This is a genomic window from Streptomyces sp. NPDC048483 (assembly GCF_040651455.1).
In the GTDB taxonomy this organism is placed as follows: Bacteria; Actinomycetota; Actinomycetes; order Streptomycetales; family Streptomycetaceae; genus Streptomyces.
The window spans coordinates 30,395-54,396 of sequence record NZ_JBEZJZ010000054.1; the positions used below are offsets into that span (position 1 = coordinate 30,395).

Annotated in this window: 20 protein-coding genes and 2 pseudogenes; 9 read left to right on the forward strand and 13 right to left on the reverse strand. The window is 70.0% G+C overall.

From position 1 onward, the window contains the following. Nucleotides 1-122 precede the first annotated feature (122 nt). From AB0D04_RS24990 to AB0D04_RS25000, 3 genes are all read left to right on the forward strand, one after another. Nucleotides 123-1,118 carry an alpha/beta hydrolase gene (locus AB0D04_RS24990; protein ID WP_362707253.1) on the forward strand — a complete coding sequence of 332 codons (996 nt, stop codon included), beginning with the start codon at nt 123-125 and terminating at the stop codon, nt 1,116-1,118. Further along, on the forward strand, nt 1,111-2,292 hold the full coding sequence (locus AB0D04_RS24995) for an acyltransferase (RefSeq protein ID WP_362707255.1): 1,182 nt from the start codon (nt 1,111-1,113) through the stop codon (nt 2,290-2,292). Before AB0D04_RS24990 ends, AB0D04_RS24995 begins: the two co-directional genes overlap by 8 nt. Before the next feature lie 104 nt (nt 2,293-2,396). Beyond that, nucleotides 2,397-2,738 (forward strand): protein-tyrosine phosphatase family protein, encoded by a 342-nt coding sequence (locus AB0D04_RS25000; RefSeq protein ID WP_362707257.1) that lies wholly within the window; start codon nt 2,397-2,399, stop codon nt 2,736-2,738. A 297-nt stretch (nt 2,739-3,035) separates the two neighbouring features. Here AB0D04_RS25000 and AB0D04_RS25005 read toward each other — a convergent pair whose 3' ends face one another. Both AB0D04_RS25005 and AB0D04_RS25010 read right to left on the reverse strand, forming a co-directional pair. Continuing rightward, the gene (locus AB0D04_RS25005; RefSeq protein WP_362707259.1) at nt 3,036-4,022 is read right to left on the reverse strand and encodes a hypothetical protein; all 987 of its coding nucleotides are present in this window, start codon (nt 4,020-4,022) and stop codon (nt 3,036-3,038) included. Between the two features lie 522 nt (nt 4,023-4,544). Then, nucleotides 4,545-4,916, reverse strand: coding sequence for a hypothetical protein (locus AB0D04_RS25010; RefSeq protein WP_362707262.1), 372 nt, complete (start codon nt 4,914-4,916; stop codon nt 4,545-4,547). A gap of 424 nt (nt 4,917-5,340) precedes the next feature. Here AB0D04_RS25010 and AB0D04_RS25015 point away from each other — a divergent pair, with 424 nt between their 5' ends. Further along, nucleotides 5,341-5,736, forward strand: a complete 396-nt coding sequence (locus tag AB0D04_RS25015) for a hypothetical protein (protein ID WP_362707265.1) — start codon at nt 5,341-5,343, stop codon at nt 5,734-5,736. A gap of 218 nt (nt 5,737-5,954) precedes the next feature. On the opposite strand, the gene AB0D04_RS25020 is transcribed toward AB0D04_RS25015, so the two are convergent. Together AB0D04_RS25020 and AB0D04_RS25025 are read right to left on the reverse strand one after the other, a co-directional pair. After that, the gene (locus AB0D04_RS25020) at nt 5,955-6,197 is read right to left on the reverse strand and encodes a hypothetical protein (protein ID WP_362707268.1); all 243 of its coding nucleotides are present in this window, start codon (nt 6,195-6,197) and stop codon (nt 5,955-5,957) included. Between the two features lie 579 nt (nt 6,198-6,776). Next, the gene (locus tag AB0D04_RS25025) at nt 6,777-7,709 is read right to left on the reverse strand and encodes an NADP-dependent oxidoreductase (RefSeq protein WP_362707297.1); all 933 of its coding nucleotides are present in this window, start codon (nt 7,707-7,709) and stop codon (nt 6,777-6,779) included. Nucleotides 7,710-7,788: 79 nt separating this feature from the next. Here AB0D04_RS25025 and AB0D04_RS25030 point away from each other — a divergent pair, with 79 nt between their 5' ends. Beyond that, on the forward strand, nt 7,789-8,769 hold the full coding sequence (locus tag AB0D04_RS25030) for a helix-turn-helix domain-containing protein (protein ID WP_362707271.1): 981 nt from the start codon (nt 7,789-7,791) through the stop codon (nt 8,767-8,769). A gap of 103 nt (nt 8,770-8,872) precedes the next feature. On the opposite strand, the gene AB0D04_RS25035 is transcribed toward AB0D04_RS25030, so the two are convergent. Both AB0D04_RS25035 and AB0D04_RS25040 read right to left on the reverse strand, forming a co-directional pair. Then, a complete protein-coding gene (locus AB0D04_RS25035; protein WP_362707273.1) occupies nt 8,873-10,510 on the reverse strand; it encodes an amino acid adenylation domain-containing protein in 1,638 nt (545 codons plus the stop codon). A 290-nt stretch (nt 10,511-10,800) separates the two neighbouring features. Then, a complete protein-coding gene (locus AB0D04_RS25040; RefSeq protein WP_362707276.1) occupies nt 10,801-12,174 on the reverse strand; it encodes an MFS transporter in 1,374 nt (457 codons plus the stop codon). 681 nt (nt 12,175-12,855) lie between these two features. Between AB0D04_RS25040 and AB0D04_RS25045 the strand changes: the two genes are divergently transcribed. Continuing rightward, nucleotides 12,856-13,272 (forward strand): VOC family protein, encoded by a 417-nt coding sequence (locus AB0D04_RS25045; protein ID WP_362707279.1) that lies wholly within the window; start codon nt 12,856-12,858, stop codon nt 13,270-13,272. A gap of 232 nt (nt 13,273-13,504) precedes the next feature. Here AB0D04_RS25045 and AB0D04_RS25050 read toward each other — a convergent pair whose 3' ends face one another. The 4 genes and pseudogenes from AB0D04_RS25050 to AB0D04_RS25065 all read right to left on the reverse strand — a co-directional run. After that, nucleotides 13,505-14,365, reverse strand: a complete 861-nt coding sequence (locus AB0D04_RS25050; RefSeq protein WP_362707281.1) for a DUF4190 domain-containing protein — start codon at nt 14,363-14,365, stop codon at nt 13,505-13,507. 152 nt (nt 14,366-14,517) lie between these two features. Beyond that, complete coding sequence (locus AB0D04_RS25055) at nt 14,518-15,291, reverse strand: maleylpyruvate isomerase family mycothiol-dependent enzyme (RefSeq protein ID WP_362707284.1); 774 nt, start codon at nt 15,289-15,291, stop codon at nt 14,518-14,520. 50 nt (nt 15,292-15,341) lie between these two features. After that, nucleotides 15,342-16,673: an aldehyde dehydrogenase family protein gene (locus AB0D04_RS25060; protein ID WP_362707300.1), complete on the reverse strand. Its 1,332-nt coding sequence runs from the start codon at nt 16,671-16,673 to the stop codon at nt 15,342-15,344. Further along, nucleotides 16,647-17,339 (reverse strand): annotated as a pseudogene (locus tag AB0D04_RS25065) (type 1 glutamine amidotransferase domain-containing protein); the annotation flags it as partial. The pseudogene AB0D04_RS25065 and the gene AB0D04_RS25060, both read right to left, overlap by 27 nt. 309 nt (nt 17,340-17,648) lie before the next feature. Between AB0D04_RS25065 and AB0D04_RS25070 the strand changes: the two are divergent. Continuing rightward, nucleotides 17,649-18,122 (forward strand): MarR family transcriptional regulator, encoded by a 474-nt coding sequence (locus AB0D04_RS25070; RefSeq protein ID WP_362707286.1) that lies wholly within the window; start codon nt 17,649-17,651, stop codon nt 18,120-18,122. A gap of 245 nt (nt 18,123-18,367) precedes the next feature. Then, on the forward strand, nt 18,368-18,919 hold the full coding sequence (locus AB0D04_RS25075) for a hypothetical protein (RefSeq protein WP_362707289.1): 552 nt from the start codon (nt 18,368-18,370) through the stop codon (nt 18,917-18,919). Nucleotides 18,920-18,972: 53 nt separating this feature from the next. On the opposite strand, the gene AB0D04_RS25080 is transcribed toward AB0D04_RS25075, so the two are convergent. From AB0D04_RS25080 to AB0D04_RS25090, 3 genes are all read right to left on the reverse strand, one after another. Further along, nucleotides 18,973-21,849, reverse strand: coding sequence for a M48 family metalloprotease (locus tag AB0D04_RS25080; RefSeq protein WP_362707292.1), 2,877 nt, complete (start codon nt 21,847-21,849; stop codon nt 18,973-18,975). An 89-nt stretch (nt 21,850-21,938) separates the two neighbouring features. Continuing rightward, nucleotides 21,939-22,457, reverse strand: a complete 519-nt coding sequence (locus tag AB0D04_RS25085) for a hypothetical protein (RefSeq protein ID WP_362707294.1) — start codon at nt 22,455-22,457, stop codon at nt 21,939-21,941. A gap of 145 nt (nt 22,458-22,602) precedes the next feature. Then, nucleotides 22,603-22,923 (reverse strand): WYL domain-containing protein, encoded by a 321-nt coding sequence (locus tag AB0D04_RS25090; RefSeq protein WP_362707296.1) that lies wholly within the window; start codon nt 22,921-22,923, stop codon nt 22,603-22,605. Nucleotides 22,924-22,951: 28 nt separating this feature from the next. Here AB0D04_RS25090 and AB0D04_RS25095 point away from each other — a divergent pair. Continuing rightward, nucleotides 22,952-23,908, forward strand: a pseudogene (locus AB0D04_RS25095) (SMI1/KNR4 family protein); the annotation flags it as partial. Nucleotides 23,909-24,002 lie beyond the last annotated feature (94 nt).

Below are 24,002 nucleotides of genomic sequence, written 5' to 3' on the forward strand. Positions count from 1 at the left end.
TAGTACTCCAGAGCTACCCCGCAAGTGCACCCCCTGGTGTGACGCCAACCATGAGGCCCGCTTCATACCTTCCGTACCGCACGCACACATGACATCCGGTACGGACAGAAGGGCCACTCTCCATGGCATCCCGTCCGCGCAGCAGCCGCCTGCGCCGCACCCTGCTCGCCGCGCTGGTCGCCGCTTCGGTGGCAGTGCCGGTGTCGGGTGCGGCCCGCCCCGCGGCCGTCCCGGCGCCCGTCCCCGCTGCCCTGGGCCCGCTGAGCGCCACCCCCGCGGCCCTCGACGCACGCTATGCCGTGGGCCGCGCCGGCATCCGGGCGGCCGAACGGATGGCCGCCGGTCACGGTGACCACAGGCGGGCCGACGCGCTGCGCACGATGGCCGGCCCGGCGCGCCACTTCCTCTCCTTCGACGGCCGGGACGGCGGCCGCACCGCTGAGGTCTTCGGGGACCTGGCGCACGCCGGGCGGATCGCCGTACTGGTGCCGGGCTCGGACACCAGCCTCGATACGTACGAGCGCTTCCGGGCCGGTGCCGTGGCGCTCCAGCACGAGATGGGCGGCCGGTCCGCCGTCATCGCCTGGCTCGGCTACCGGACGCCGGCCACGGTGAGCCCCGCGGTACTGACGCCGAGGTCGGCCGAGGAGGCTGCCCCTCAACTCCGTTCATTCATAGCTGAGTTGAGCAAGGCGATACGCGACGGGGCGTCGAGCGGATCCAGGCCGACCGCCGCCCCCCGCATCTCCCTCGTCTGCCACTCCTACGGCTCGGTCGTCTGCGGCCGCGCCGTCTCGGGCCTGCGGGTCGCCGACCTCGTCCTCTACGGCAGCCCCGGCACCGGCGCCGACACCGTCGGCCAGTTGCACACCAGGGCCACCGTCTGGGCGGGCCGCGGCACCCAGGACTGGGTGGCCGACATACCGCACGGACGCCTGCACCTCCCCTCCGTCACCGTCGGATTCGGGACCGACCCGATGGCAGAGGACTTCGGCGCCCGGATCTTCGACGCGGGGGACACCGACCACAGCCACTACCTCACTCCCGGTTCCCTCTCCCTGACGAACATCGCCCGGATCGCGTCCGGAGCCACGCCCTCCGGAGGCCGTCATGCGTGACCTCGTCCGCCGTATCGACGCCGCGACCCCGCCCCACCGCGACCGGGCCGTCGATGCCCTGCGCGCCCTCGCCATCCTGGGCGTGATGCTCGGCCACTGGCTGGTGACCGCCCTGATCTCCGACAGCGGCACGGTGCGCGCCGCCAGCCCGCTGCAGTCCCTGCCCCAACTCACCCCGGTGACCTGGGTGTTGCAGAGCCTCGCCGTGTTCTTCCTGGTGGGCGGGCAGGTGGGCGCGAAGAGTTACGCCGCGGCCCGCGCGGGTGGTGCGACGTACGGTCGGTGGCTCGGCACGCGGCTGGCCCGGCTGTTCCGGCCGGTCGCCGCCGTACTGGTGGTGTGGGTCGTGGCGGCGGCCGGGATGCTCGCCTCCGGGGTGGGCCCCGAAACCCTGCACACCCTCCTCAAGCTGGTGCTCTCGCCCCTCTGGTTCCTTCTGGTCTTCGCCGGACTGACCGCGGCAACCCCCCTGGTGGCCAGGCTGCACCCCCTCTGGCCCCTCGCCCTCGTCCTGCACATCGACCTGGTCCGCTTCGGCCTCGACGGCCCGGCCTGGCTCGGCTGGATCAATGTGGCGGCGGGCTGGCTGGTGCCGTACTGCCTGGGCGCGGCCTGGGCACGGGGCGGGCTGCGGGACCGTACGACCGGCTGGGTACTGCTGCTCGGGGGCGCCGCCGCCACCGCCCTCCTGGTCCTCTTCGCCGGCTACCCCGCCTCCATGGTCGGCGTCCCCGGCGCCGCGATCTCCAACCTCAATCCGCCCACGCTGGCCGCCGTCACCTTCGGCCTCGCCCAGTGCGGCGCGGCCCTGCTCCTCCTCGGCCCGCTGCGCCGCCTTCTCCAACGCCCGGCCGCCTGGGCCGCAGTGGCACTGCTGAACCTCTCCGCGATGACCCTCTTCCTGTGGCACCAGACCGCGATGATGGCCGTGACGGCCGTCGGCCTGCTCACGGGCGTTCCGCTGCCGGGCCTGCACACCGTCCCCGACGGCCCCGGCTGGGTACTCGTCCGGCTGGCCTGGCTGCCGGTCTTCGCCGCGGCGCTCGTCATCTGCTGGGCCGCGTTCCATCCGTACGAACAGCGACGGGCGCGGCAGCACAGCCGGGTCGTACGGAAGGGTCTACAAGGCCGGCAAGGTCCGCCCGCTCGTTCGGAGATGGCGGGGCGTGCCTAAGGTGGCGCTTATGAAACGGGGGGAGATGGCGCGGGGGCCGGCCGCGCACCCCGCCGGCTGGGGGCTGCCGTGCGGGCGGTTCCGGGGAATCTGCGCGAGGACCTGTGGACGGTCCGGTGCCCGCCTGCGCCGTGTATCTGCTCGGCAAGCCGCCGCCCCCGTCACCCTGGGAAGTCCGGTGGCTGCGCTGGCCGGACTTCAAGCTGCCCAGCAGTCACACGGAGGCCCAAGCCGTCCTCGGCGAGGCATGGGCCCGCGCCGACGCCGAACGTGTGGAGATCGCCTGCGCCGGCGGCCGCGGCCGAACCGGAACGGCCCTGGCCTGCCTCGCTGTTCTGGACGGCGTACCCGCCGACCGGGCGGTGGACTTCGTGCGCCGGAACTATGACCCCCGCGCCGTCGAGACCCCCTGGCAGAAGCGCTACGTCCGACGCTTCACCGGCTGACGGCAAAGAGAGACGAAGAGGCGTCAGTCTGGGGGCGTCGGAGCCGAGTCCGTTGTCTTCGAGGTCGAGCGAGCGCTGCAGGCGACGACGGGTGGCGTCGCTGGTGCGGTGGCCCGCGAACAGGCACTGGAGTTGACCGGTCTCGGCGGCGATGACCGTGGTGACGCCGGAGGTGTGCGCGTCCTCGGCGAGGACGTCTGCCGCGTACGGGTGACCAGCACCCTCACCGTCTCCAGCACGGGGCCTCGGTACGCGGCAGGATCAGCGCCACCACACCGGCACCGGCCTCCCCTCACCTCAGTGCTGGTGCCCAGGGGTCGCTTCGGGCTCCGCCCCCTTGCCTGCATCTCCGCCGCCGTCCGCCCGCACCGTGAAGGCGGCGGTGCGGACCGTGCCCTTGTGCCGGAAGTCCAGGAAGAGGCGATAGGCACCGGCGCTCGGGGCCGTGGCCGTGAAGGAGATCTCGGGTCCGGACTTGGTTTCCCCGTCACCGGGCTCGCCGTTGGGGTGGACGTGCAAGTAGGCCAGGTCGCCTGAGCGCAGGGCGACCAGGTGGCCGTACGCACCGAGGTACGGGTCGAGGTCGGTGACCGGACGGCCGTCCTTGGTGACCTTCACCGTCAGCGCGCCCGGAGTCCCGGGGCGCAGTCGGCCGTCGAGGGTGACGGTGTAGCCGTCGACCTCCGCGACGGCGGAGGTGGCGGGGAGCGGGGCGGGCCGGTAGTCGCCGGAGACGGCGAGGTCCGCCCCCAGGGTGAGGTTGTTGGCGCCCTTGCCGGCGGGGGTGAAGTCGGCGAAGAGCCGGTAGGCACCGGCCTCGGGGAGAGTGGCCGGAATGCTCCAGGTGCCATCGGCGGCCCGAGTGGGGTGCAGGTGCCGGAAGGTGCGCAAGTCCCGGGAGGCGAGGATCAGATGGAGCTCCTTGTCGTGCTCGCGCTGGTAGGAGGTGACCTGCCGGCCCGCGCGATCGCGGATGGCGAAGCGCAGTTCACTCGTGCGGTCCGCTGCAATACGGAGCGTCTGGAGGTCGAGGGTGTAGCCGCCCTCGGAGATCTCGAGTCCGCCGGCGGGTGCGCCATGACCGCCCGCCGCCCCTCCCCCGCCAGCATGGCGCTCGCCTCCGCCGCCTGGTGTGTCGCCGTGGTTGGCCCCATGCCCGGCATGGGCGGCCGGTGCGTCGGCGGCGACGGGGGCGGGGGCGACGGTGCTTCCCACCCCGTAAGCGGCGGCGAAGGACGCGGCGAGCGCTGCGGTGTAGGCGGTGATCTTCAGCGTGCTCTTCATGGTGCTCTCCTCGGGTCGCCAGGCAGCCGAACTGCCCTGCCGCGCAGTGCCATTGACGGCATCATATACCCCCTGGGGGTATATGGATACGAGAGTGCCGGCGCTGTGATCGATGGCCGACATGACGGCGAACGCGGGGACGGAACTGCGGGCTTGGCTGAAGGAGTTCAGCGACCTGGGCTTCCGCCTGACCCTGAGCAGGGGCAGGAGCGCCGAGGAAAGTTCGGGGCATGCCCTGACGCGGCTGCACTCTCCGGGCCGCCGCTCACCGCCTTCCTCCCCGACGCGGACCGTCCCCGCTCCGGCCGCGCCACCGGCTTCCCCGCCTCCGCCGGCGGGCCCCGGCTCAGGAGCCTCGGGACGGTATTCGCCACCCCGAATCCCTGACGGGCACCGAGCACCGATGAGTCACGTGACGGGGGTGGCGGCGGCGCAGGGCGGGTAAGGCGAGACGGCCCGCCGCTCATCAAGGGGCAGTGTGGTGTCCCCGCAGGGGCAGCGAGCCGTCCGGAACAGGTGGCGTCAGGCCTTGTAGAGCGCCTCATCGAGGCGCATCTTCACCATCTCCTCGAACTCGCGGCCCCTGCGCTTGTCTCCGTGCCGATTGGCACCCAAAGCCCGCTTGGCGCAGTCCTCGGACTGCTTCAGGAGATCCCTGACCCGCTCCCGGTTGTGTGCGTTCCGACAGGCGGGCACGGCGGGACCGATCCCCTTGACGGTGGCGTGGTTGTACCTCGCGGCCTCGTCCGTATTGCCTCGCTTGCTGGACTGCATGGCGTAATGGTTTCGTGAATTGGCGTAGTCAATCCTGCCCTTGCATTCCGATGCGGCAGCGGCGGGCTGGGCCGAAGCGAGAGGAATGACAAAGGTGGCAGCGGTCAGCGCGAGCGTCACGGCCGTCCCTGCCGTCCTGAAGTTCCCCGTTTTCCCATGCACGGTGTTTCTCCCTGGATTTCGGGGCGCCTGCCGGGCCCCATAACTGTCGGCCAGTGGCCCTCTACAGCCACCCACAATGCCGATCTCGGTGAATCCGTCACATCCTCTTCAGGTCGGACACCACTCCGCCGCGAGGGGGAACAAAGCCGACGGCCAGGCGTATGCACGGGTACCTGATTGATGCAGGCCATGACCGCAAATAATCTCATATGACAGATGTCCGGGAGTAGATGACGCTGCTCGACGCCAATTCCAGGCATGCGCGTTGGGGCGGGGATTCGGCGCGTCGCTGATTGGTTGTCAGAGCTTTCAATATTACCCTCCCGTAACTGTATGAAGTTGATCTGCTACAGATCACATCCATTCAATCAACGGAGAAGACATGTACACGCTTCGCAAGGCTGCCGTCGTGGTCGCCGTCCTCGGCAGCGTCGGCCTCCTGGGCGCCGGTACCGCCTACGCCGGCAGCGGAACGGGCGGCGACTACCGCCAGGAGAAGTCGACCGGCAACGAGTCCAGCTACGGCAAGTCGAAGGGCAGCGACTCCAGCTACGACAAGTCGAGCGGCGGCGACCACGGCAAGTCGAAGGGCGGCGACAAGATCGTCATCAGCCAGGGCACCTCATGTAGATCGGAAGACACGAACGTCGATGTGCTCGGCGAGGTCGGCGTCGCGAACGGCCTGGCGGGCAACCTGGGCGGCGGCCTGGGCAGCCCCGGCGTGCAGTCCACCACGATGGGCTCGTCCATGGGATGCAACAACAGCGTCGGCGAGTAACGGATAAACGGAAATGGGTCCCGGCGGCCGGTCACAGGTCCGGCGCCGGGGCCCATTTTTCTGCTCTTCGGTAGCGCCCGGACGCGGGCGCCCACCCCATCCCGCAGTCGGGCCGCAAGACCGCTGGCGTCTTGGTGGCACAGGAGCACCCGGCCGACACCAGACGCTCGACCATCACCACGCTGCGAGGCTATTGGCTCCCCACACGAGGCGGCCTCTTACTTGCCGACGGTGTTGTTGCACCCCATGGACGCGCCCATCGTGGTGAGCTGCGCGCCGTTGACGACCCCGACCTCGCCGAGGACGTCAGCACCCAGACCATGCAAGCGGCACGAGCTGCCCGACCAGACGCTCCATGTCTCACCGCCCGTCCCTCCGTGGGCGTATGCGGTGCCGGCACCAAGGAGGCCGACGCCGCCGAGCGCGGCGACCACGACGGCAGCCTTACGAAACTTGCGCATTTCATCTCCGGTAGATCGATCGGATGCGGTCTGCGATTGTCCAGCTCCGTACAGTTATCAAAGGTTAATGCGAAATATTGCATAATCGCCCGGCGGCGTGTCGAATTCCATGACCGTCACGAACCGGCGTCGGCCCGGGAGATGCCCCTGATTCCCCCTCCGCACCCTGAGCAGGCCGCGGCGTCGCCCGGCCGCAAGTTCGACCAGAAGGCCGGTGTCGAGCAGCGTTGTCCGCCGCCGCAGACCCGCCACACGAGATGGCCTCTCACAACGCCTGACACCATGACGTGAGTTGTCGGTCGGTGATCAGGAGTGCGGGGGTCCGGCAGCCGTACGGTCCGGCTGCTCATGGACTCGGCCACGCTCGGCCGGCGCGGGCGGCGAGCCGGACATCGCGTACCCCAACGGTGGGGCATTGCCGGAACAGGCCGGCGTCCCGGCCCCCGCGGGGAGAGGGAGGGCGCGTACCGCCCCTGGCCGGGTCGGGGATGCGCACCGCCCCCGCCGTGCCCGGGTCGGCGAGGACCCATGGTCGGCCCAGTCCGGCCCCTCCCCGAAGGCAGGGCTACGGCCTGGCCGCTAGGGGACGGTGAGGACGACCTTGCCGGTGACGCGGCCGGTGTCGCCCCGTTCGTGGCCCTTCGCGGCCTGGTCGAGGGGGAAGGTGGCCTCGATGACGGGCTTGAGCTTGCCCGCGGTGACCAGGTCGCCGATCGCGCGCATGCCCTCCTGGTCGGCTTCGACCAGAAGAGGGTCGGCCCGGACCCCCAGGGCGGCGGCCCGGTCCAGAAGGTCCTTGGGAAGCATCGGGGGCGCGAGGGAAATCAACTGGCCACCGGGCTTCAGGGTGTTGAGGGAGCGGAGGGCCGTATCGCCGCCAAGGGTGTCCAGAACGAGATCGACCGGGGCGATCTCGGTGAAGTCCTCGGTGCGGTAGTCGATCAGTTCGTCGGCGCCGAGCTCGCGCAGGAGCGCATGCTTGGGGGCACTGGCGGTGCCGATCACATACGCGCCGAGCTCCTTGGCGATCTGCACGGCGAAGTGGCCCACGCCGCCCGCCGCGGCATGGATCAGCACGCGCTGGCCGGGCTGCAGTTTTGCGGCGTCCACGAGGACCTGCCAGGCGGTCAGGGCGGCCAGGGGGATCGCACCCGCCTGGACGTGATCGACGTTCTTCGGCTTGCGGACCAGCGCGCGTGCCGGGGCCACCACGAACTCGGCGAACGAGCCGACGCCGTGCGGGTAAGGGAGCATGCCGAAAACCTCGTCGCCCACCTTGTGGAGGGTGACGCCGATGCCCACGGCTTCGACGACGCCGGAGACGTCCCAGCCGAGCACCAGGGGGAGACGGTGGAGGAAGCCGTCGAACTGACGGTGCTTCCAGTCCGTCGGGTTCATACCCGCCGCGCGGACGCGGACGAGCACCTCGGACGGACCGGGCGACGGGCGGTCGAGTTCGACCTCGTGCAGGACTTCGGGGCCGCCGTACGCGTTCTGGCTGATCGCCTTCATTTTGGTCATGCGTTCAGAATGAACCGCACTGACCTGCATCGATAGTGGCCCAGAGGCCATGATGTGCAAATATTGGGCCATGCATCGTGTCGTGGTCCTGGCCCTGGACGGGGTCATACCGTTCGAGTTGAGTCTGGCGTCCCGGCTGTTCGGGGCCGCCACCGATCCCGACCTCCGGCCGCTCTACGAGGTGATCACCTGCTCGCTCGACGGGAAGCCGGTCCGGACGGCCGCCGACTTCGGCGTCACCGTGGAGCGCGACGCATCGGCGCTGGCCGACGCGGACACCGTGGTGATCCCCGCGTCCGAGACGTTCGGCGAGATCGTCGACGGGGATGCGCTGCCGCGCCGTACGGCCGAGGCCCTGGCGCGGATCGGCCCCGACACCCGGATCGTGGGGATCTGCCTGGCCACGTACGTGCTGGCGGCGGCGGGACTGCTGGACGGCAAGGCCGCGGCCACGCACTGGTACCACGCCGCCCGGTTCCAGCGGCTGTATCCCCAGGTCCGGCTCGCGGGCGATGTGCTGTTCGTGGACGCGGGGCGCGTGCTGACGTCGGCCGGTGCGGCGTCGGGCATCGACCTGCTGCTGCACCTGATCCGGCTGGACCACGGCAGCGCGGTCGCCAATCACGTGGCACGGCGTTGCGTTGTCCCTCCGCAGCGGGAGGGCGGTCAGGCGCAGTACGTGGAGCGGCCGGTGCCGCAGAGCTCGGATGCCGGGACGTCCGCGACCCGCGCCTGGGCGCTCGACCGGCTGCACGAGGCCCTCCAGCTGAGCGACCTGGCGCAGCACGCGGGTATGAGCCGCCGCACGTTCACCCGGCGCTTCCGGGCCGAGGTGGGGCTGAGCCCCGGGCAGTGGCTCACTCAGCAACGCGTCGACCTGGCCCGGCAGTTGCTCGAGAGCAGCGACCTGCCGGTGAACCGCATCGCCGAACGGGTGGGCTTCGGTACGGGCGCCACACTGCGGCACCATCTGCACAGCGCGATCGGGGTCTCCCCGGGTGCATACCGGCGTACGTTCCAGACGTCGGCCCCGTCCGATCAGCCCGTCTGATCAGCCCGTCCGAGGAACCCGTTTGATCAGCCCGTCCAAGGAGAGACCGGCCCTCAGCCGTCCGGACCGCTCCGCAGGGGCATCCGCGTGGGCATGGGCATGGTCATGGGCATCCGCCTGGAGGAGTTGCTGCTTCTGCCGGCTCCGGAGGCTGCGGACGGAGCGCCCGGTCGTCCAACCAGCGGCGCAACACGGTGCGGTCCACCTTCCCGTTCGCGTTGACCGGCATGATCTCGACGGTGTGCAGCGCGCTGGGCACCATGTAGGGCGGCAGGCTGTCCGCGGACGCATCGGCCACGGCGGTCGGATCCGTCACACCGGAGATCACGGCAGTGATCGTCCCTGGGTCCGGCCACATCAGGCACACCGCCTCCACCGCTCCGGACCGGCGCAGCGCCGCTTCGATCTCACCCAGTTCGATCCGGTAACCGTCGACCTTGACCTGCTGGTCGTTGCGGCCGATGCAGATCAGCTGGCCGTGATGCATACGCACCAGGTCGCCCGTGCGGTAGTACGTCCTGCCCTCGCGTGCGAAGAAGCGCTCGGCGGTCAGCTCGGGCGCCTGCCAGTAGCCGGGCGTGGTCTGGGGACCGGCCACGCACAGTTCACCGGTGGCCCCCTCTGCGACGGGAGCCAGGTCCTCGTCCACGATCAGCGTATGCAGGCCGGGGTACGGCTGCCCAATCGGCGCGTTGTCGTGCACGCACTGCGCCGGACTCGTTGACGGGTCCCAGCGGTGGACCGTGCAGGCAATGGTCAGCTCGGTCGGGCCGTACAGGTTCTCCACGGTCGATCCGGGCGCGGCAGCCTGCCAGGCCTCGGCGGTGGCCCTGGGCAGCGCCTCGCCGCAGAACAGGCTCCAGCGCAGGGTGGGCATCGATCCGGGCGTGAGCACGCCCCGCATGCGCAGCGCCGCGGCCACCGAGGGCACCGAGAACCAGACGGTGATCCCGTTGCGCTCCAGGTAGGACAAGGGCGCCGGCAGCTCCAGGGGGTCCATCGGGCAGACCCGCGCCCCGTTCTCCCAGGCCATGAAGAGGTCGAAGACCGACAGGTCGAAGGTCTGGTCGCCGATCTGCGTCAGCCGGTCGTCGGGTGTCAGCCGATAGCGGTCCTGATTCGCGTCGAGAAAGGACCGGACGTTGGAGTGGGTGACGGGGACTCCCTTGGGGTCACCGGTGCTGCCCGAGGTGAAGAGCAGATACGCCGGGTCATCGTGGCCGGCCTCGGGCAGCCGCTGCAGCGGAGCGGCAGCCGCGAGATCGGCCGCGTCCAGGACGGGGCCGTCGCCGGGACCCCGGCCGCCGCCGAGATCCGGGACGTCGGCGCGCAGGGTGTCGGCCAGCAGCACAGCCGGCCGCCGCGGCAGGCCTCGAAGCAGTTCGGGCAATTGGGGCAGCGACGCCTCGTCGACGATCAGCGCGTCGACCTCGGACTGTTCCAGCATGGTCCGGGTCCGCCGTACGGGGAGCTCCCGGTTCAGCGGGACGAAGGCCGCTCCGGCGAACAGCGCGGCGGCCACCCCCAGGTACGCGGCCTCACTGCGGGAGGCCAGGACACCGACCCGCCGCGGCCGGGGTCCTGCTGCCTCGACAATCAAAGCCGCCCACCGCCGGGCGGTGTGCGCAACCTCCTGGTAGGTGTAATCACGCCTGCCGATGGTCAGCGCAATGTGATCGGGAAGGGTGTCCGCATGGTGCAGGAGTCCGGCGCCCAGGCGTCGGTTCAGCGCCGTGTTCATCTCAATGCCCTGGCAGCGACGTGGCCCAGGACCTGGTGGGGGCCTGGCAGCGGCGGACGGGGACAACGTGGCGGCGGCCGGCGGGTGCCGGAGGACATACCACGATGCGGGGCCAGGGTGAGTCGCTCATGCCTCCACCCTGCCGACCGCGGGCGCTCGGCGCCTGTTGACGAGCTGCGGTCGGGGGATGCCCTGCGGAGGACATGGTTCCCCGGTTCCCGGGTTCCCGGGTTCCCGGGTTCCCGGGTTCCCGGGTTCCCGGGTTCCCGGGTTCCCGGGTTCGCCGTGGCTCACGTCTTGACGGCTTCCGAGAGCTCCACCGCGGGCTCCTTGCGCCACATGCCGGCCCTGATCAGCTGAAGGACTCCGATGGCGGCAAAGGCCAGCGCGAACAGGCAGAATGCCAAACCGGCCGTGGTCAGACCGAAACTTTTCTCGATAAAGGCCAGACCGATGACGGGCACCGCTGCACCTGTGTAGAGCGCCACGTAAAAGAGATTCACTGCGCTCACCCGCTCAGAAAGCGACGTCTTGAGCGAGATCTCCTGAATGGACCGGGCGATCGACAGGCCCTGGCCAAGGCCGGCGAGCAATGCCGCGCAGGCATACAGGACTCTGCTGCCGAAGAAGATTGCCGCGATCAGAACCAGCAGGCCAAGGCTCATCACACAGACTCCGGACACCAGGCCGCGGGTGATGGTGAGTCGGCGGAAGGCGAACTGCGCGAGCGCGGAGCCGCCGAAGCCGCAGCCGACGACAAGCCCGGCGGCGAGACCGCTCGCATGGGGAGAGAAACTGCTCAGGAAGTGCGGAGTCAGACCCGCCAGCATGCCGAGTGTGGCCATCCCGGAAACGCCGACCATCGTCAGCCCGGCGTACGTGAGCCGGTTCCCGGAAGGCGGCTTCGGCCCCTTCCAGGAGAACGGCACCCGATCGGACCTGGCCAGCGGCTCCCGGGTCATCAGCAGGAGGACGACGAGGACGGCTATCACGGCAAGGTGACCGAGGAAAAGATCATCCTGCGGCCTGTCGAGGAACTGCGTGCCGAGTCCCCCGATCACGGGCCCGAGCCCCAGGCCGAAGATATTGGCCGCCGTGGCCCACACGGCGGAATGCTGCGCGATTCCCTGCGGCGCCACCTCGACCGCCGCGACGGTCGCGGTTCCCATGAATATTCCCGCCGCGAGTCCGGTCAGCAGCCGGGCGGCAAAGAGAAAGGCGATCGAACTGGCATTGAGGAAGACGAGGTTGGAAGCGACGCTGCAGATCAGCCCGATCATCAGCAGGGGCCGCCGGCCGGTGGTGTTGGAGAGGGAGTTGAATGCCACCAGCGCCGCGATCACGCCCAGAGCGTAGATCGCATACACCTCGGTCACCTGAAGCGTGGTGAGCCCGAACTCTTTGCTGTAGATCGAGTAGATCGGCGTGGGCATCGCGGTGTGCGCCATGATGGCGACGACACCGGCCAGGATCACAAAAAAGGAAAAGCTGCGAACTCTGCTACTGGCAAAAATAGCGTGTTCACCCCTCTCGACAAATCGCCACTCAGTAAAGTTGCCGCTCGGTAAATTGCCACTGAATTGCCAATCGGTAATTTCCGTCACCCGCTGGGCGAGGAACATCGACCGGAATGCCCAGGCGCACTCGTCTTCACGGTCACGCATCGTGGAATGACTCGCTCCGGCCCCGCCCGGCGTCATCACCGTCGAACCGTCAGGGCGGAGACATTCGCCCGTCGCAGGCAAGCACGGACGTCTCAACCGTGAGCTCTGCCACGGGAATCTGTCCGAGCAGATCGAGCGTCACCCGCGCCGGGTGCAAGCCCTTTCGGCCGCATGGAACCGCAGTGAATGAACTGCCGACGAACTTCGCCTCGTCCAGGCGCTCGTAGAACGATGCGCAGAGCACGGGTGCTCCCCCGCTCGGCCCTGTCGCCATCCCCCACCCGTTTCCTTCAGATCCCCCGACGGTGGCATTCGTCGCAGTCCGAAATACCGGACCAGACAACGGAGTTCATCCACCTGGAAGCCGAGTGCAATGCCCGTCGGCAACCGTGATCACCATAGGAGACCGCCACACCACCACACTGTGGCATAACTCACGGTAATGTCAGGGAGGCTTGATTCTTACCCTTCCGTTGTCTCGATTCGTCAGCGCAGCGGCAGTGAACTTCGAGGGCCCGCGCCCTTGGAGTGCTCGCCACACCGAATCCGCGCCCCGATCCAAGGGCGGCGCCCAGGACCGCACCCGCCCGGGCGAGCGACCACGCCCCTCAGGTCGCCCGAATTCGCCTCTGACGCACGTAGGCTGCCCGCGCTGACCATTCGTCACGAAAGGAGCAAGTTGTGGCCTCTCGTCTCAACCCGTACATCAGCTTCTCCGGTGAAGCGAAGCAAGCCATGGAGTTCTACAAGGAGGTCCTCGGCGGCAATCTGGCCGTCAACACCTACGGCAACTTCGGCTCCGAGATGCCCCCCGGATACGCCGACAAGATCATGCACAGCCTGCTCGAGACCACCAGCGGATTCACACTGATGGGTGCCGACACTCCGCCCGGTATGGAACACACACCCGGGAACAACTTCGCGGTGAGCCTGAGCGGCGACGACTCGGACGAACTGCGTGGCTACTGGGAGAAGCTGTCCGACGGCGGCACCGTGACCGTGCCCTTGGAAAAGCAGATGTGGGGCGACGTGTTCGGCATGTGCACGGACAAGTTCGGCATCACGTGGATGGTCAACATCAGCGAGCAGCAGAGCTGATCCGGACGTCGGCGCGTCGGCGCCCAACGGGTCGCCGACGCGTTGTCCATGCGAGGGTCGCTGTTCGCGACGGCCGGTGGTGTGGCTGCACGAGCGTCACACCCAGATGTGGTGATCGGCAACCGCCTCGACCCCAACTCATCGACTGGCGTGGGCAGTTCCTCCTCGACGAGCCGGTCGAAGCGGCGAGTGGCACCACCCCCTTCCGATCCGTCCCGGCACGTAGCCGGAATCAGTCGGTGGGGCCACTCCAGTAGGCGTCCTTCCACCGCATCGCGTCGGGACTGAACTCGACCTCGATCCGGTCGGCGGCATCGTGCGGCAGCGAGAAGGCGTACTTCCCGACGGCCCGCTTGCCGGGGAGGACATAGCCGGTGATGACCTTCTGCCGCCCGCTCCCGTCGATCACCAACTCCGTCGAGGCTCCGTTGGCGTCGCTCACATCGGGCAGCCCGGTCTCGACCTCGACCCGCTCGGTGCCGGTATTGACCACGGTGACCGTCACCTGGACGGCCTTGTTGCCCTTTGCGTGACCATGGGCGTAGGCGTCCGGGGCGAACGGCCGCGGCTTGGCGACCGTGACCTTCAGACCGTTCTCGAACGTGTACGGCTCGCCGAATGGCACGTGCCGGGCCTTTTCCGCCGCCGACGCCGAGGCCTTCGCCTCCTTGACCTCCGCGCGTACCTCGTCGACGGCCTTCTTCACCACTGCGATCATGAAGATTCCACCGCCGACCGCCGTCAGCAGGCCGACTCCGCCCAGGACCACACCGGCCAGCGCCATGCCCTTGTTCGTCGCCACACCCTTGCGCGCCTGACTCAGCCCGACGAAGCCGAAGATCACGGCCAGCAGGGCCGGCAGCCAGGACATCCAGAACAAGACGACGAGCAGGCCGAGAACTACGCCGACGATGCCGAGCACCAGGGCCGTGATGCCCATGCCGTTGCGAGGCTGCGACACCGATATCGGCGCCATCGGGTGCGGCGCCCCGTAGGCACGGGCCGGTCCGGGCGGCGGCGGGCTCCACGGGTCGTGGTCCTCCGGCGCCTCGCGACCGGGCTTCTGGCCGTCGGGCGGAGTGGGGACGCTCATGCACAGTCCTCGAAATAGGTCGAAATGGACGAGCTGACGACACTATCAGTCGCTTTACTCATTCATTACGGGCCATGGGACCCCGGCCGGCACCGGAACGATGCATCGACCACGACCACTGGCCGCCCGTGCCTCTCCTCCGAAATGGCCGGTCAGAAGGCGGAGTTGGCGACCCAGTGCACCAGCAGGTCCTGGTCGCCCTCGTGCTCGACGGCCTCGATGTGGTGGTGCCGACGGCCGTAGAGGTGCAACAGGAGGTCGGCTGCGGTTGCCTGGACGGTCGCGTCCGCGGCGGTGTCTGCTGTTGCGCCGGCTCGGTCGATCCCGAAGCCGTCGGGGCGCAGCCGGACGAGCCAGTCGGCGTTCGCGTCGGTGGTGCGGAAGCGGAGGGTCTCGCCGGTCCCGCGCAGGTTGGCCACCTTGGGTGCGAAAGAGGTGGCGAAGGGGAGGTTGACGAGGAATTCGTCGATGCCGTCGACCGCGAGCGCGCGGTCGATCGCGGGCCGGAGTCCGAGGGCCAGTTCGGCGTCGGTCCGGTGCAGCAGGGTCTCGAAGAGCATTCTGCGCGCCCAGAAGCGGGCGTGCTGGTCGGCGCCCCACGCCCACATGGGCAGGTCCGGCTCGGTGACTGCAAACGCGTCGGCGGCCACGGACGCGCTCTCGTCCAGCCATTCGGGGTAGGCGTCCGTCCTCGTCGGGAGCCGAAGGTCTACCTCGCGGCTCTGCGGGGGGCTTTGGACGCGTGCGTGCAGCAGGGCCGAGAACCAGCGCTGCACGCTGCCGGCGTGCTTGACCAGGTCGGTCAGGGTCCATTCGGGGCAGGTGGGCACGGGGGTTGCCAGGTCGGCCCCTTTGAGCACGGCGGTGAACTTGGTGGTCTCGGCCGCCACGGCGGCGCGGTGGTCGATGGGGTGCTGGGTGGTCATGGTGTGGTCGTCATTCCTTTGAGCGGGTTGGGCGGGTTGGCCGGTGGCGGTCAGTTCAGCGGCTTGTCGAGGATTGCCTTGGTGTGGCTGAACGTGTCGATGGAGTACTCACCGTGGTAGCGGCCCATGCCGCTCTCCCCTACGCCGCCGAACGGCAGCTCGGGCACGGCCAGATGGGAGACGGGCAGGCCGAAGGTGAGGGCACCGGAGGAGGTTTCCTCCGTCAGCCGCTGCTTGGTCCGCTCCGAGCCGGTGAAGGCGTACAGCGCGAGCGGCTTGTCGCGTTCGTTGATGAAGGCGAGCGCGCCATCGAGGTCGGGCACGGTGATGATCGGCAGGATCGGGCCGAAGATCTCCTCCTGCATCACGGGGGCTTCTGGGGAGACATCGGCGAGAACGGTGGGGGCGAGGTAGCGACCCGCGCGGTCGTGGTCGCCGCCGGTGACGACGCGTCCGGAGCCGAGCAGGGCGGTGAGCCGGTCGAAGTGCCGCTCGTTGACGATCCGTCCGTACTCGGGGTCGGCCGCCGGGTCGTCGCCGTACGCCGCGCGGACTGCGAGGGCCAGCTGCGCTTCGAGTTCGGCGGCGGTGTCGCCGATGGCGAGGACGTAGTCGGGGGCGACGCAGGTCTGGCCGGCATTGAGGAACTTGCCGCGGACGATCCGCTGCGCAGTGGCGGTCAGGTCGGCACCCGGCTCGACCACGACCGGACTCTTGCCGCCGAGTTCGAGGGTGACGGGGGTGAGGTGCTGAGCCGCGGCCGTCATGACGATCCGTCCGACCGTTCCGTTGCCCGTGTAGAAGATGTGGTCGAAACGCTGCTCCAACAGCGCGGTGGTCTCGGGGACGGCGCCCTCGACGACGGCCACGGCGTCCCGGCCGAGGTAGCGGGGCAGTAGCCGGGCCAGCGCGGCCGAGGTGGCCGGGGCCAGTTCGCTGGGCTTGACCACGGCGGTGTTGCCGGCCGCAAGGGCACCCACCAGCGGGGCGAGGGCCAGCTGAAGCGGGTAGTTCCACGGAGCGATGATCAGCACGACGCCGAGCGGATCGCGGACCACCCGGGCATCGGCGGGGCGGAAGGTCTCCGGAACCGCGGTCGGCTTCGGCCGCAGCCACTCCTCCAGGTGCCGCACCGTGTGGTCGAGCTCGTTGAGGGTGAAGCCGATCTCGGTCCGGTACGCCTCGGTGGGGCCCTTGCCGAGGTCGGCGTGCAGCGCGGCGAGGAGGACGTCGGACTGCTCGGTGAGCAGTGCGCGCAGGGCGCTCAGCCGGCCGAGGCGCCAGGCGAGCGGCTTGGTGCGGCCGGAGTCGAAGCTGGTCCGCAGGCGTGCCGCCACCGTCGCGGGGTCGGTGGAGAGGGCGTCGAGGAGCGCATGGGCCAGGGCCGCGGAGGAGCCCGGGTTCTGACCGGTGTACAGGTTGCGGTCGGTCACGGTGTGCGGGGTGAAGGGGGCGGCCTCGACGAAGTCGGCGCCGAGCTCGACCAGGCGGTCCTGGACCAGCCACGGGGCCTTGGCAGCCAGGCCGACGGCGGCCTCCTCCGCGTTGGTGAAGGACGTCATCCGGTAGCCGGCGAAAGGCCAGCTGCCGTCCTCGCGGCGGGCGGCGAGCAATGCGGCGGGGGCGTGGCAGACCACACCCAGCGGCTGGCCCGAGTCGAGCGTACGGGTGAGGATCCGGCCGGAGGCCTCGTTGACCGCGAGGTCCTCCATCGGGCCGTGGCCGCCGGGGTAGAAGACCAGGTCGTAGGCGTCGGGGTCGATGTCCTCCAGCGTGGCCGGAGCGTCGAGTCCGTCGCGGATCACGTCGAGGTACGCGCCGATGGCGGCGGCGCGCTCCGTGCCGCCGTTGGCCGCCGCGCTCAGGCTGCCCTGATCGACGGGGGCGGGGACACCGCCGGGGGTGGCGAGGGTGATCTCGTAGCCCGCCTCGCGGAAGATCCGGTGCGGCTCGGCGAGCTCCTCGGCCCAGTAGCCGGTCGGGTGCGGGGTGCCGTCGGCGAGAGTCCAGTGGTCGGCACCGGTGACGACGAAGAGGGCGGAGGGCATGGTGGTGCTCCTGAATGACGTGGGGCGATGTGTGGTGACGTGGTGCGAGGTGGATCCGCGGGCGGTCAGACCTCGGCGCGAACAGCCTCGGCCACCGGCTGACGGGGCTCACCGGCGGTGACCGGGAGGGGGGCGGTGGCGAGCGTCCGGTGCAGGGGGACGTGACGCAGGTGTGGGGGGACGTGACGCATACGGGCGGCTCACCCTCCAGGGAGATTGAAGCCTTACATGGTTGAAGTCCTCAAGCAATGAGATGAAGGTAAACCTCAATGGTTGAGAAAGTCAAGCAATCTCGCCTACGCTGGTGCCATGACTCGCCCGAACCCGCCCGCACCACCACCGGTCCCGTCGGTCCCGCCGACGGCTCCCGCGCCCACGCCCCTGCAGCTGATGGACCAGCTCGCACAGGCCGCGGCCCTCTACTACCGGAACTTCGCGGCCGTGGCGGCGGAACGTGATCTCACCCTGATGCAGGGCAAGATGCTCGGCCTGTTGCGGAGGCCGATGCCGATGAGGACCCTCGCCGACCTGCTGGCCTGCGATGCCTCGAACGTCACCGGCATCGTCGACCGCTTGGCGGCACGTGGTCTGGTACGCCGCGAGGCCGACCCCGCCGACCGGCGGGTCAAGAGGGTGACACTGACCGAGGAGGGCGAGGAGACCGTTCGGCAGATCCGCTCGGAGCTGATGTCCAACCTCACGGGACTGGAAAGCCTCGGAGAGGAGGACCGGCACTCCTTCCAGCGCCTGCTGAGCCAGGTCCTTCCTGCCGTCTCCACCTGACAGCCACCGCCGGCCTCCCGCGCGGCCGAGATCTTTCCCGGCCCGTTGCGCGGCGTCGTTGATGCGGAAGGTGCTCGAGCCGACGGATGCCGGGGAGGCTTCGCGAGCGGGGCGAGCACGGCCGGGGCACCGACAGGAGAGCACCTCTCCGTAATGTCTTCGTGGATTCGCCCTTCTGGTCGCACGCTGCGGGGCCGGGCCGCATCCTGGGGCCTGGCCCCGATCCCGTTGAATGGACGAGCCCCATGGCCCAGCTGATCCGTCGCGCCACCAACCCGCGCGTGTTCATCGATGCCTCCACCGTGGACCTGGTCGACGAGGACCTGGTCGCGGAGTTCGAGCCGGAATGGACCGGCAACGGCCTGGTCGAAGCGGCACCGACCGACGGCAGCGGTATCAAGATTCTGTGCGGCCAGGAGATCGGCACCGTGTCCGTGACCGCCGAACTGTGGGACGCCGCGCCCCCGATGGACCTCGACACCTGGCAGGACGCGGCAGAGATCCACGTCGTGTGGCCGTCGGCCACAATGGACTTCGGCACCACAGGAGCAGACGGTGAAGACGTCCTCCCGCTGCCCGGCTCCGGCGACTACCGAGTCCGCGTCTACGGAAGGAACCGCGACGACGGCGACCCCCGCGACGACACCGCCCCGGTCGAGGAGTATGTGATCCAGGTGTGGCCGGTGTCCGGCAGCGCCGCCTCGCACGAACCCGTCAACGGGTCCGTGACGTACAAACAGACCAGCAGCCTCGGCGCGCGGTACCGGCTGGGACCGGCCCGGGGCCTGGAGCTGTGACTGCCCACGGCTGCCGGGTCAGGCCGGCCGCTGCCCAGCAGTCGGCATCTCCCTCACGGGGCCGGCGGGCGCGGTTGTGGGTGCTTGTTGATGTGTACCCACTGGGGCCAGAGGCGGGCTGCGGCCTCCATCTGCCGGACGACCGGGCCGAGGGCCTTGGCCGACTGGCTGTAGCCCTGGAAGAGTCTGTTGAGCATGGTGTCGTTCTCGGCCGGGTTGTTGCGGTTGCTGTCCACCAGCCTCACGCAGTTCCGGCCTGCGCCGAGGGTGGTCTTGAGCCACGACGACCAGGGGGCCTGCAGGTCGCGGTCCGGGATCGGAAGGCGGCGCGCGGTGGTCGCGTCCTTGGCGAGCGCGGCGCATGTCTTACGGAGCCGCTTCGAGTCGAAGCGGACCATGTCGTGCGGCCGGTCCTTCGCGGCCTGCACCATTTCGTCGAGTTGCTTGCGGAACGCGCCGTAGTCCGAGGTCAGTTGCGCAATGCTGCGCTGCCCGTCCACCTTGTACCAGGCGAGCAACTGGAAGGTCCGGATCCGTTCGGATGCTTTCGGCGGTTGCGGTGGTGTCATCGCGGACGATGTCTGCGCCGCCGCGGGCCGTTGACTGGCGACCGCCGCCGGACCGACTGCCGCGACGACGAGCAGCAGGGCCAGGCCGCCCGGCGCGGCCAAGGAGCGCCTGCGGGAAGGGCGCACGGGTGCCGCGGGGACGGCTGGGGCCGGCCGGGGCTGTCGCGTCGCGGTCCGCCGGCGCAGCGCGGCCGCCGCGCCTCTGGTGATCACGGCCAGCAGTGCGGCGCCGACGACGGAGGGCAGCGCCACGCCGGCCAGGCCCTGGGTGAACAGCCAGCTCGCGCTGGGCACCCAGTGGCAGCTGTGGCCCAGGGTCCGCAGCGGCCCCAGACACCCGTCCACCGATCCGAGCGCGAACTGCCCCACCACCGCAACGGATTGAGCCACTCCCGCCGCGATGAGCGCGCGCGGCAGCCACCGGTGCCGGGAGGTGACCGCAACCACCGCACCGGTCAGTGCCACCCCCGCCCAGATCGCGGTGGCCGCCCACCACAGGTACAGGATCGAGAAGGCGCCGAGGGGCGCTCCGAGCGGCGGCTGCCAGGTGTGCATACTGGCCATGACGCCGGCCAGCCCCGCCAGACAGACGACACCGCCGAGGAGCCCGGCCGTCACCGCCGACCGCAGCCCGGCGGCCGGGCCGTACACCCGGGTCCGTCGTAGCCAGAGAGCCAGGGGATACGCCCACAGCACCATCGTCGCGCCGAGGAACAGTGCGCTCGTGCCCAGCATCGCCGCCTGGGGCATGGTGGCGGTGAACCAGTCGAGTTCCGCCGCGTGTTCGCTCCACTGCCCGGGAAAAGTCCGGGTCATCTGCTGCTGTAGGCCACCCCCGGTAAGGATGTCTCCCGCCAGGTACAGAAAGCCGAACCGCAGCCACCAGTTCAAGCCGGCCGCGGCCAGCAGGCAGGAGGCGAGCAGCGGCAGCCAGATCGCCGTACGCAACGAGGCGCCGCCCAGCGTCCGCAGCCGCAGCCGTGCGCAGGCCACGGTCCACAGCGTGAACACCACGGCACAGGCCAGCAGCCCCAGCAAGACCTCGGGGTGCTCGGGCAGCCACCCGGCGCCGCTGGTGATGCCGGTCGTCAGCTCACCGCAGGCCAGGCCGGTTCCCAGCGCGAGGCCCGAGCGCAGACCGTCGGGCCCGCGCAGACCGTGATGCTCGGCATAGGCGAGCGACCGCCAGGCGGCGAGGGTGACAAGTGCCGTGAGGGGCAGGGCGGTTGCCCAGGTCGCCACCGTATTGCCCCACAGGCCGGACAGGGTGTGTGCGGAGACGAGGGCGGCCCAGCCGATCAGGAACATCTGCTCCGCGCCCAGGGAGAACAGCGCCGCCGGATCGGCCAGCGACCGTCTGCGCACGGCCCAGGAAGGATGGGTGCTCCACCACGCGGAAACCCCACTGCGCACCCTTTGAAGGTATGTGGGGATCTGAAGGGATGCGGGGAAACGGACACTGCTCCCGCGATCCCGGGCACCGTCCCAGACCCCGCGCGCCGCCCCCAGGGCGACGGCGTCCGCGTCGGCGTACAACTCACGGTGGCGCAGGGCGTCGGCGCGGGCCAGCACCACGAGGAGCACCATGAACAGCGCATGCGCCACCGCCCGCAGCACACCGGCACGCCCGGCGGGCCAGAACAGGGCGTCGGCCCCGTAGAACGCGCCGAAGAACTGCGCCGCGACGAAGCTGCCCCCGTACAGCACCGTGAACGGCACGACGACCAGTGCCAGAAAGACCCGCCACAGCGCCGTGACGGCGTAGGCGAGGTCCACGTCCCGGTTGCGGAGGTGGGCCAGCTCGTGCAGCACGACGGCGTGGAATCCGGCCCGCCCGTCGGCGCTGCCGCGACGCGCGACCAGTAGCCCGGCGTGCAGACAGACCGTGTGCCGACCGGCCCGGCCGAACGCCTCGGCACCGGCATCGAAGGAGGCCGGGTCCACCACGAAGGCCGGTACGGTACGCAGCCGCGCCATGGCCACCAGGCGCATCAGCTCGGCCCGCAACTCCTCTCCGGGATCCGCTTCGTCGACGGAGATCACCCGTCCGCGCCTGGACTTCCAGCGCGGCAGCCAGACGTAGAGCGCGGCGGCCGACACCAGCACCAGCACGGCGCCGGCGATGCCGGGCAAGTCGGTGAGCACGGCGCCGGGGGCCACACAGTCCTTGAGTTCCCGCAGCCCTTGGGTGTTGAGCTGCATCGAGTCCAGCATCCGGACGTTCGGATCGAAGCCCGCCGCGAAGTTGCATGTGATCGCTTTGTCGCCCCAAGGGGCCAGTGCAAACATCGAGTTGACCATCTTGATGGTCGCCACCACCATCACGAGCACCAAGAGGGCGAAGCGCAGGGTGGTGCCCATCGGCAGGACTCGTGGGTCGATCCTGCCGTGCTGGTCGTCGTCCGGGCCGGGCGGGGCGCCGCCCTGAGCAGGTGGTGCGCCACCGGCCTTCAGGACGCGCCCCCGACATGCGGCCCGGCTTCGGGTTCCGGCTCGGCAGGCGGCGAAACCGCCGGCAACGCGTCCCGTTCAAGGGCCAGGCGGGCCACCACGCAGTCCGCGAGTGCCTCCACGGCGGCCCCCTCCAGTCCGGCCCGCGCCGCCCCCTCGCACACCCGGCGATGTACGGAATTCAGCTGCTCGGCGGTGAGCGCGGGCACTTCGGGCGACGGCGCCGGAGGTCTGCGCAGCATCCGGCGCCCCAGGGCCGCAAGCCTCGGCGTGACCCGGCCCATCAGCCTCCCGACGGAGGCGCGGCAGGCCTCGTCCACCGCGATCCACACCACCGGCGTGATCACCGCGGCGATCTCGGAGAGTCCGAAGCCGAGCGGCGCGCTGGTGTTGCGGCGTTTCAGCAGCCGCACCGCTTCGTCGTGATCGAGCCGGGCCAGGCCGTCGACCAGCGGCAGCTCCTCCGGCGCCTGTTGGGCAACAACGTCGGACACCACATCCCGTACATCCACACTCACCGGCGTCGCCTCCGCGCGTCCTGATCACGATTACAACTGCCCTGGGAACCAATGTAGTTCGTGGCCCTCGCTTGTCTGCAGGAATTTCGTCACCGGAGTGTGGGCGCAGCCCGCCCCGTCACCTGACCCGCACCGCCGGCACCGGTCACGCCACCTGGCCGTAGCGATACGAGGACACGGCCAACAGGGCCACCCCGAAGCCGCAGTTCAGGCAGTGCCGTAGAGTCCGGCCGACTCGGCGATGGCGCGGGTCATCTCCGCGCGGGCCTCGGAAGGGCCGATGACCTGGACGTCGGTGCCGAACTGCGGCAGGTGACGGACCGTGCCAGACCTGGGTCAGCGCCACGCCGGGCCGGCGGCGCGCTTCGGGCTCGAGGACTCTGACCTGCGACAACCGGTCGGTGCGGAAGAGCCGCGGCTTGCTCTTGTGGTCGGCGACCAGGTACCAGGTGCCGGCCTTGGCCACCAGCCCCTAGGGGTCGACGGTGTGGGACGCGGTCCCCGAGCCCTGGCGCCGCCTGCCCGAACCGGTGTCCGGTGCCGCACCCGCCCCGTCGGTGGATCTGGCGCTGCTGGAGCGGACGCTGCGCGAGCGGGCCCCCGATGCCATCGGCGCGGCCGAGGCAGAGATCGCCACCGCGGAAGCGCGTCTCGGCGTCGCGTTGCCCGATGAGCTCAAGGTGCTCTACCGGGTCACGCGCGCGCGGTGGGAGGACTGGGGCGACGATGACGAGGCGGCGGAGCGCGTCTTCGCGGCGGTCGGCGTCGAGCTCTTCCCACTGGATGACCTGCACATCGCCGACGCCCCGTCCCGTCCGTGCCGCTGGGAGTCCGCGGCGTTGGAGGCGGTTGTCACCCCGCCGGATGCCGCGGTGCAGGGGCTGGTCGGCTCGCCCGGCTGGATCGTTTTCGGCGACAACGGCGGCGGCGACCGGATCGCCGTCGACCTGACACCGGGCCCGCGCGGACGCGCAGGGCAGATCATCATCGTCAGCCATGAGGAGAGCACCGGCGCCGGCCTGGTCGCCGACTCCCTCACCGACCTGGTGAGGAACGGGCGCAAGCAGGAACGCGGCGGCCGGTCCGGGGACCAGCCGCCGGCCGTGGCCTGGGTCAACATCCGAAGTCTCAGTAGTGTTCAGGCCGCCGCCCACGCCGGGCTGGAGGCGCTGAGCATCGGCGTGCGGGAGGGTGAGCCGCTCAGCCTCGCCCCGGTCACCGGGCTGCCCCGCCTACGGACCTTCAGCGCCTGCCCCGGTACGCTCGCCGACCCGGTGGAGATCGCCAAGCTGACCGGACTGGAGTTCCTCGGGCTCGGGCCGGAGGACTGGCGCGTCCTCCTCGACGCCGGGGCCGTCCCGCGCAGCCTGTCGGCTGCCGCCATCCACGTGCGCGGCGATCGGCACCCGCTCGAGATCGTGGCCCTCGCCAATGAACTCCTCGCCCTCTAACTGATCGTTTCAGAATGCGGTTCGTAGTCGTCGCAAGCAGATGATGGAGCAGGCGAGTTCGAGTAGTGCCTGGTGGAGGTCTGCGCGTATCTCG

Excerpts from the sequence above, each read along its gene's own strand:
- AB0D04_RS24995 (WP_362707255.1), top strand. The coding sequence starts at position 1,111 with ATGCGTGACCTCGTCCGCCGTATCGACGCCGCGACCCCGCCCCACCGC.
- AB0D04_RS25030 (WP_362707271.1), top strand. The coding sequence starts at position 7,789 with ATGCATCGTGTCGTGGTCCTGGCCCTGGACGGGGTCATACCGTTCGAG.
- AB0D04_RS25025 (WP_362707297.1), bottom strand. The coding sequence starts at position 7,709 with ATGAAGGCGATCAGCCAGAACGCGTACGGCGGCCCCGAAGTCCTGCAC.
- AB0D04_RS25020 (WP_362707268.1), bottom strand. The coding sequence starts at position 6,197 with ATGCGCAAGTTTCGTAAGGCTGCCGTCGTGGTCGCCGCGCTCGGCGGC.
- AB0D04_RS25040 (WP_362707276.1), bottom strand. The coding sequence starts at position 12,174 with ATGCGTGACCGTGAAGACGAGTGCGCCTGGGCATTCCGGTCGATGTTC.
- AB0D04_RS24990 (WP_362707253.1), top strand. The coding sequence starts at position 123 with ATGGCATCCCGTCCGCGCAGCAGCCGCCTGCGCCGCACCCTGCTCGCC.
- AB0D04_RS25055 (WP_362707284.1), bottom strand. The coding sequence starts at position 15,291 with ATGACCACCCAGCACCCCATCGACCACCGCGCCGCCGTGGCGGCCGAG.
- AB0D04_RS25015 (WP_362707265.1), top strand. The coding sequence starts at position 5,341 with ATGTACACGCTTCGCAAGGCTGCCGTCGTGGTCGCCGTCCTCGGCAGC.
- AB0D04_RS25050 (WP_362707281.1), bottom strand. The coding sequence starts at position 14,365 with ATGAGCGTCCCCACTCCGCCCGACGGCCAGAAGCCCGGTCGCGAGGCG.
- AB0D04_RS25005 (WP_362707259.1), bottom strand. The coding sequence starts at position 4,022 with ATGAAGAGCACGCTGAAGATCACCGCCTACACCGCAGCGCTCGCCGCG.
- AB0D04_RS25035 (WP_362707273.1), bottom strand. The coding sequence starts at position 10,510 with ATGAACACGGCGCTGAACCGACGCCTGGGCGCCGGACTCCTGCACCAT.
- AB0D04_RS25075 (WP_362707289.1), top strand. The coding sequence starts at position 18,368 with ATGGCCCAGCTGATCCGTCGCGCCACCAACCCGCGCGTGTTCATCGAT.
- AB0D04_RS25070 (WP_362707286.1), top strand. The coding sequence starts at position 17,649 with ATGACTCGCCCGAACCCGCCCGCACCACCACCGGTCCCGTCGGTCCCG.
- AB0D04_RS25080 (WP_362707292.1), bottom strand. The coding sequence starts at position 21,849 with ATGGGCACCACCCTGCGCTTCGCCCTCTTGGTGCTCGTGATGGTGGTG.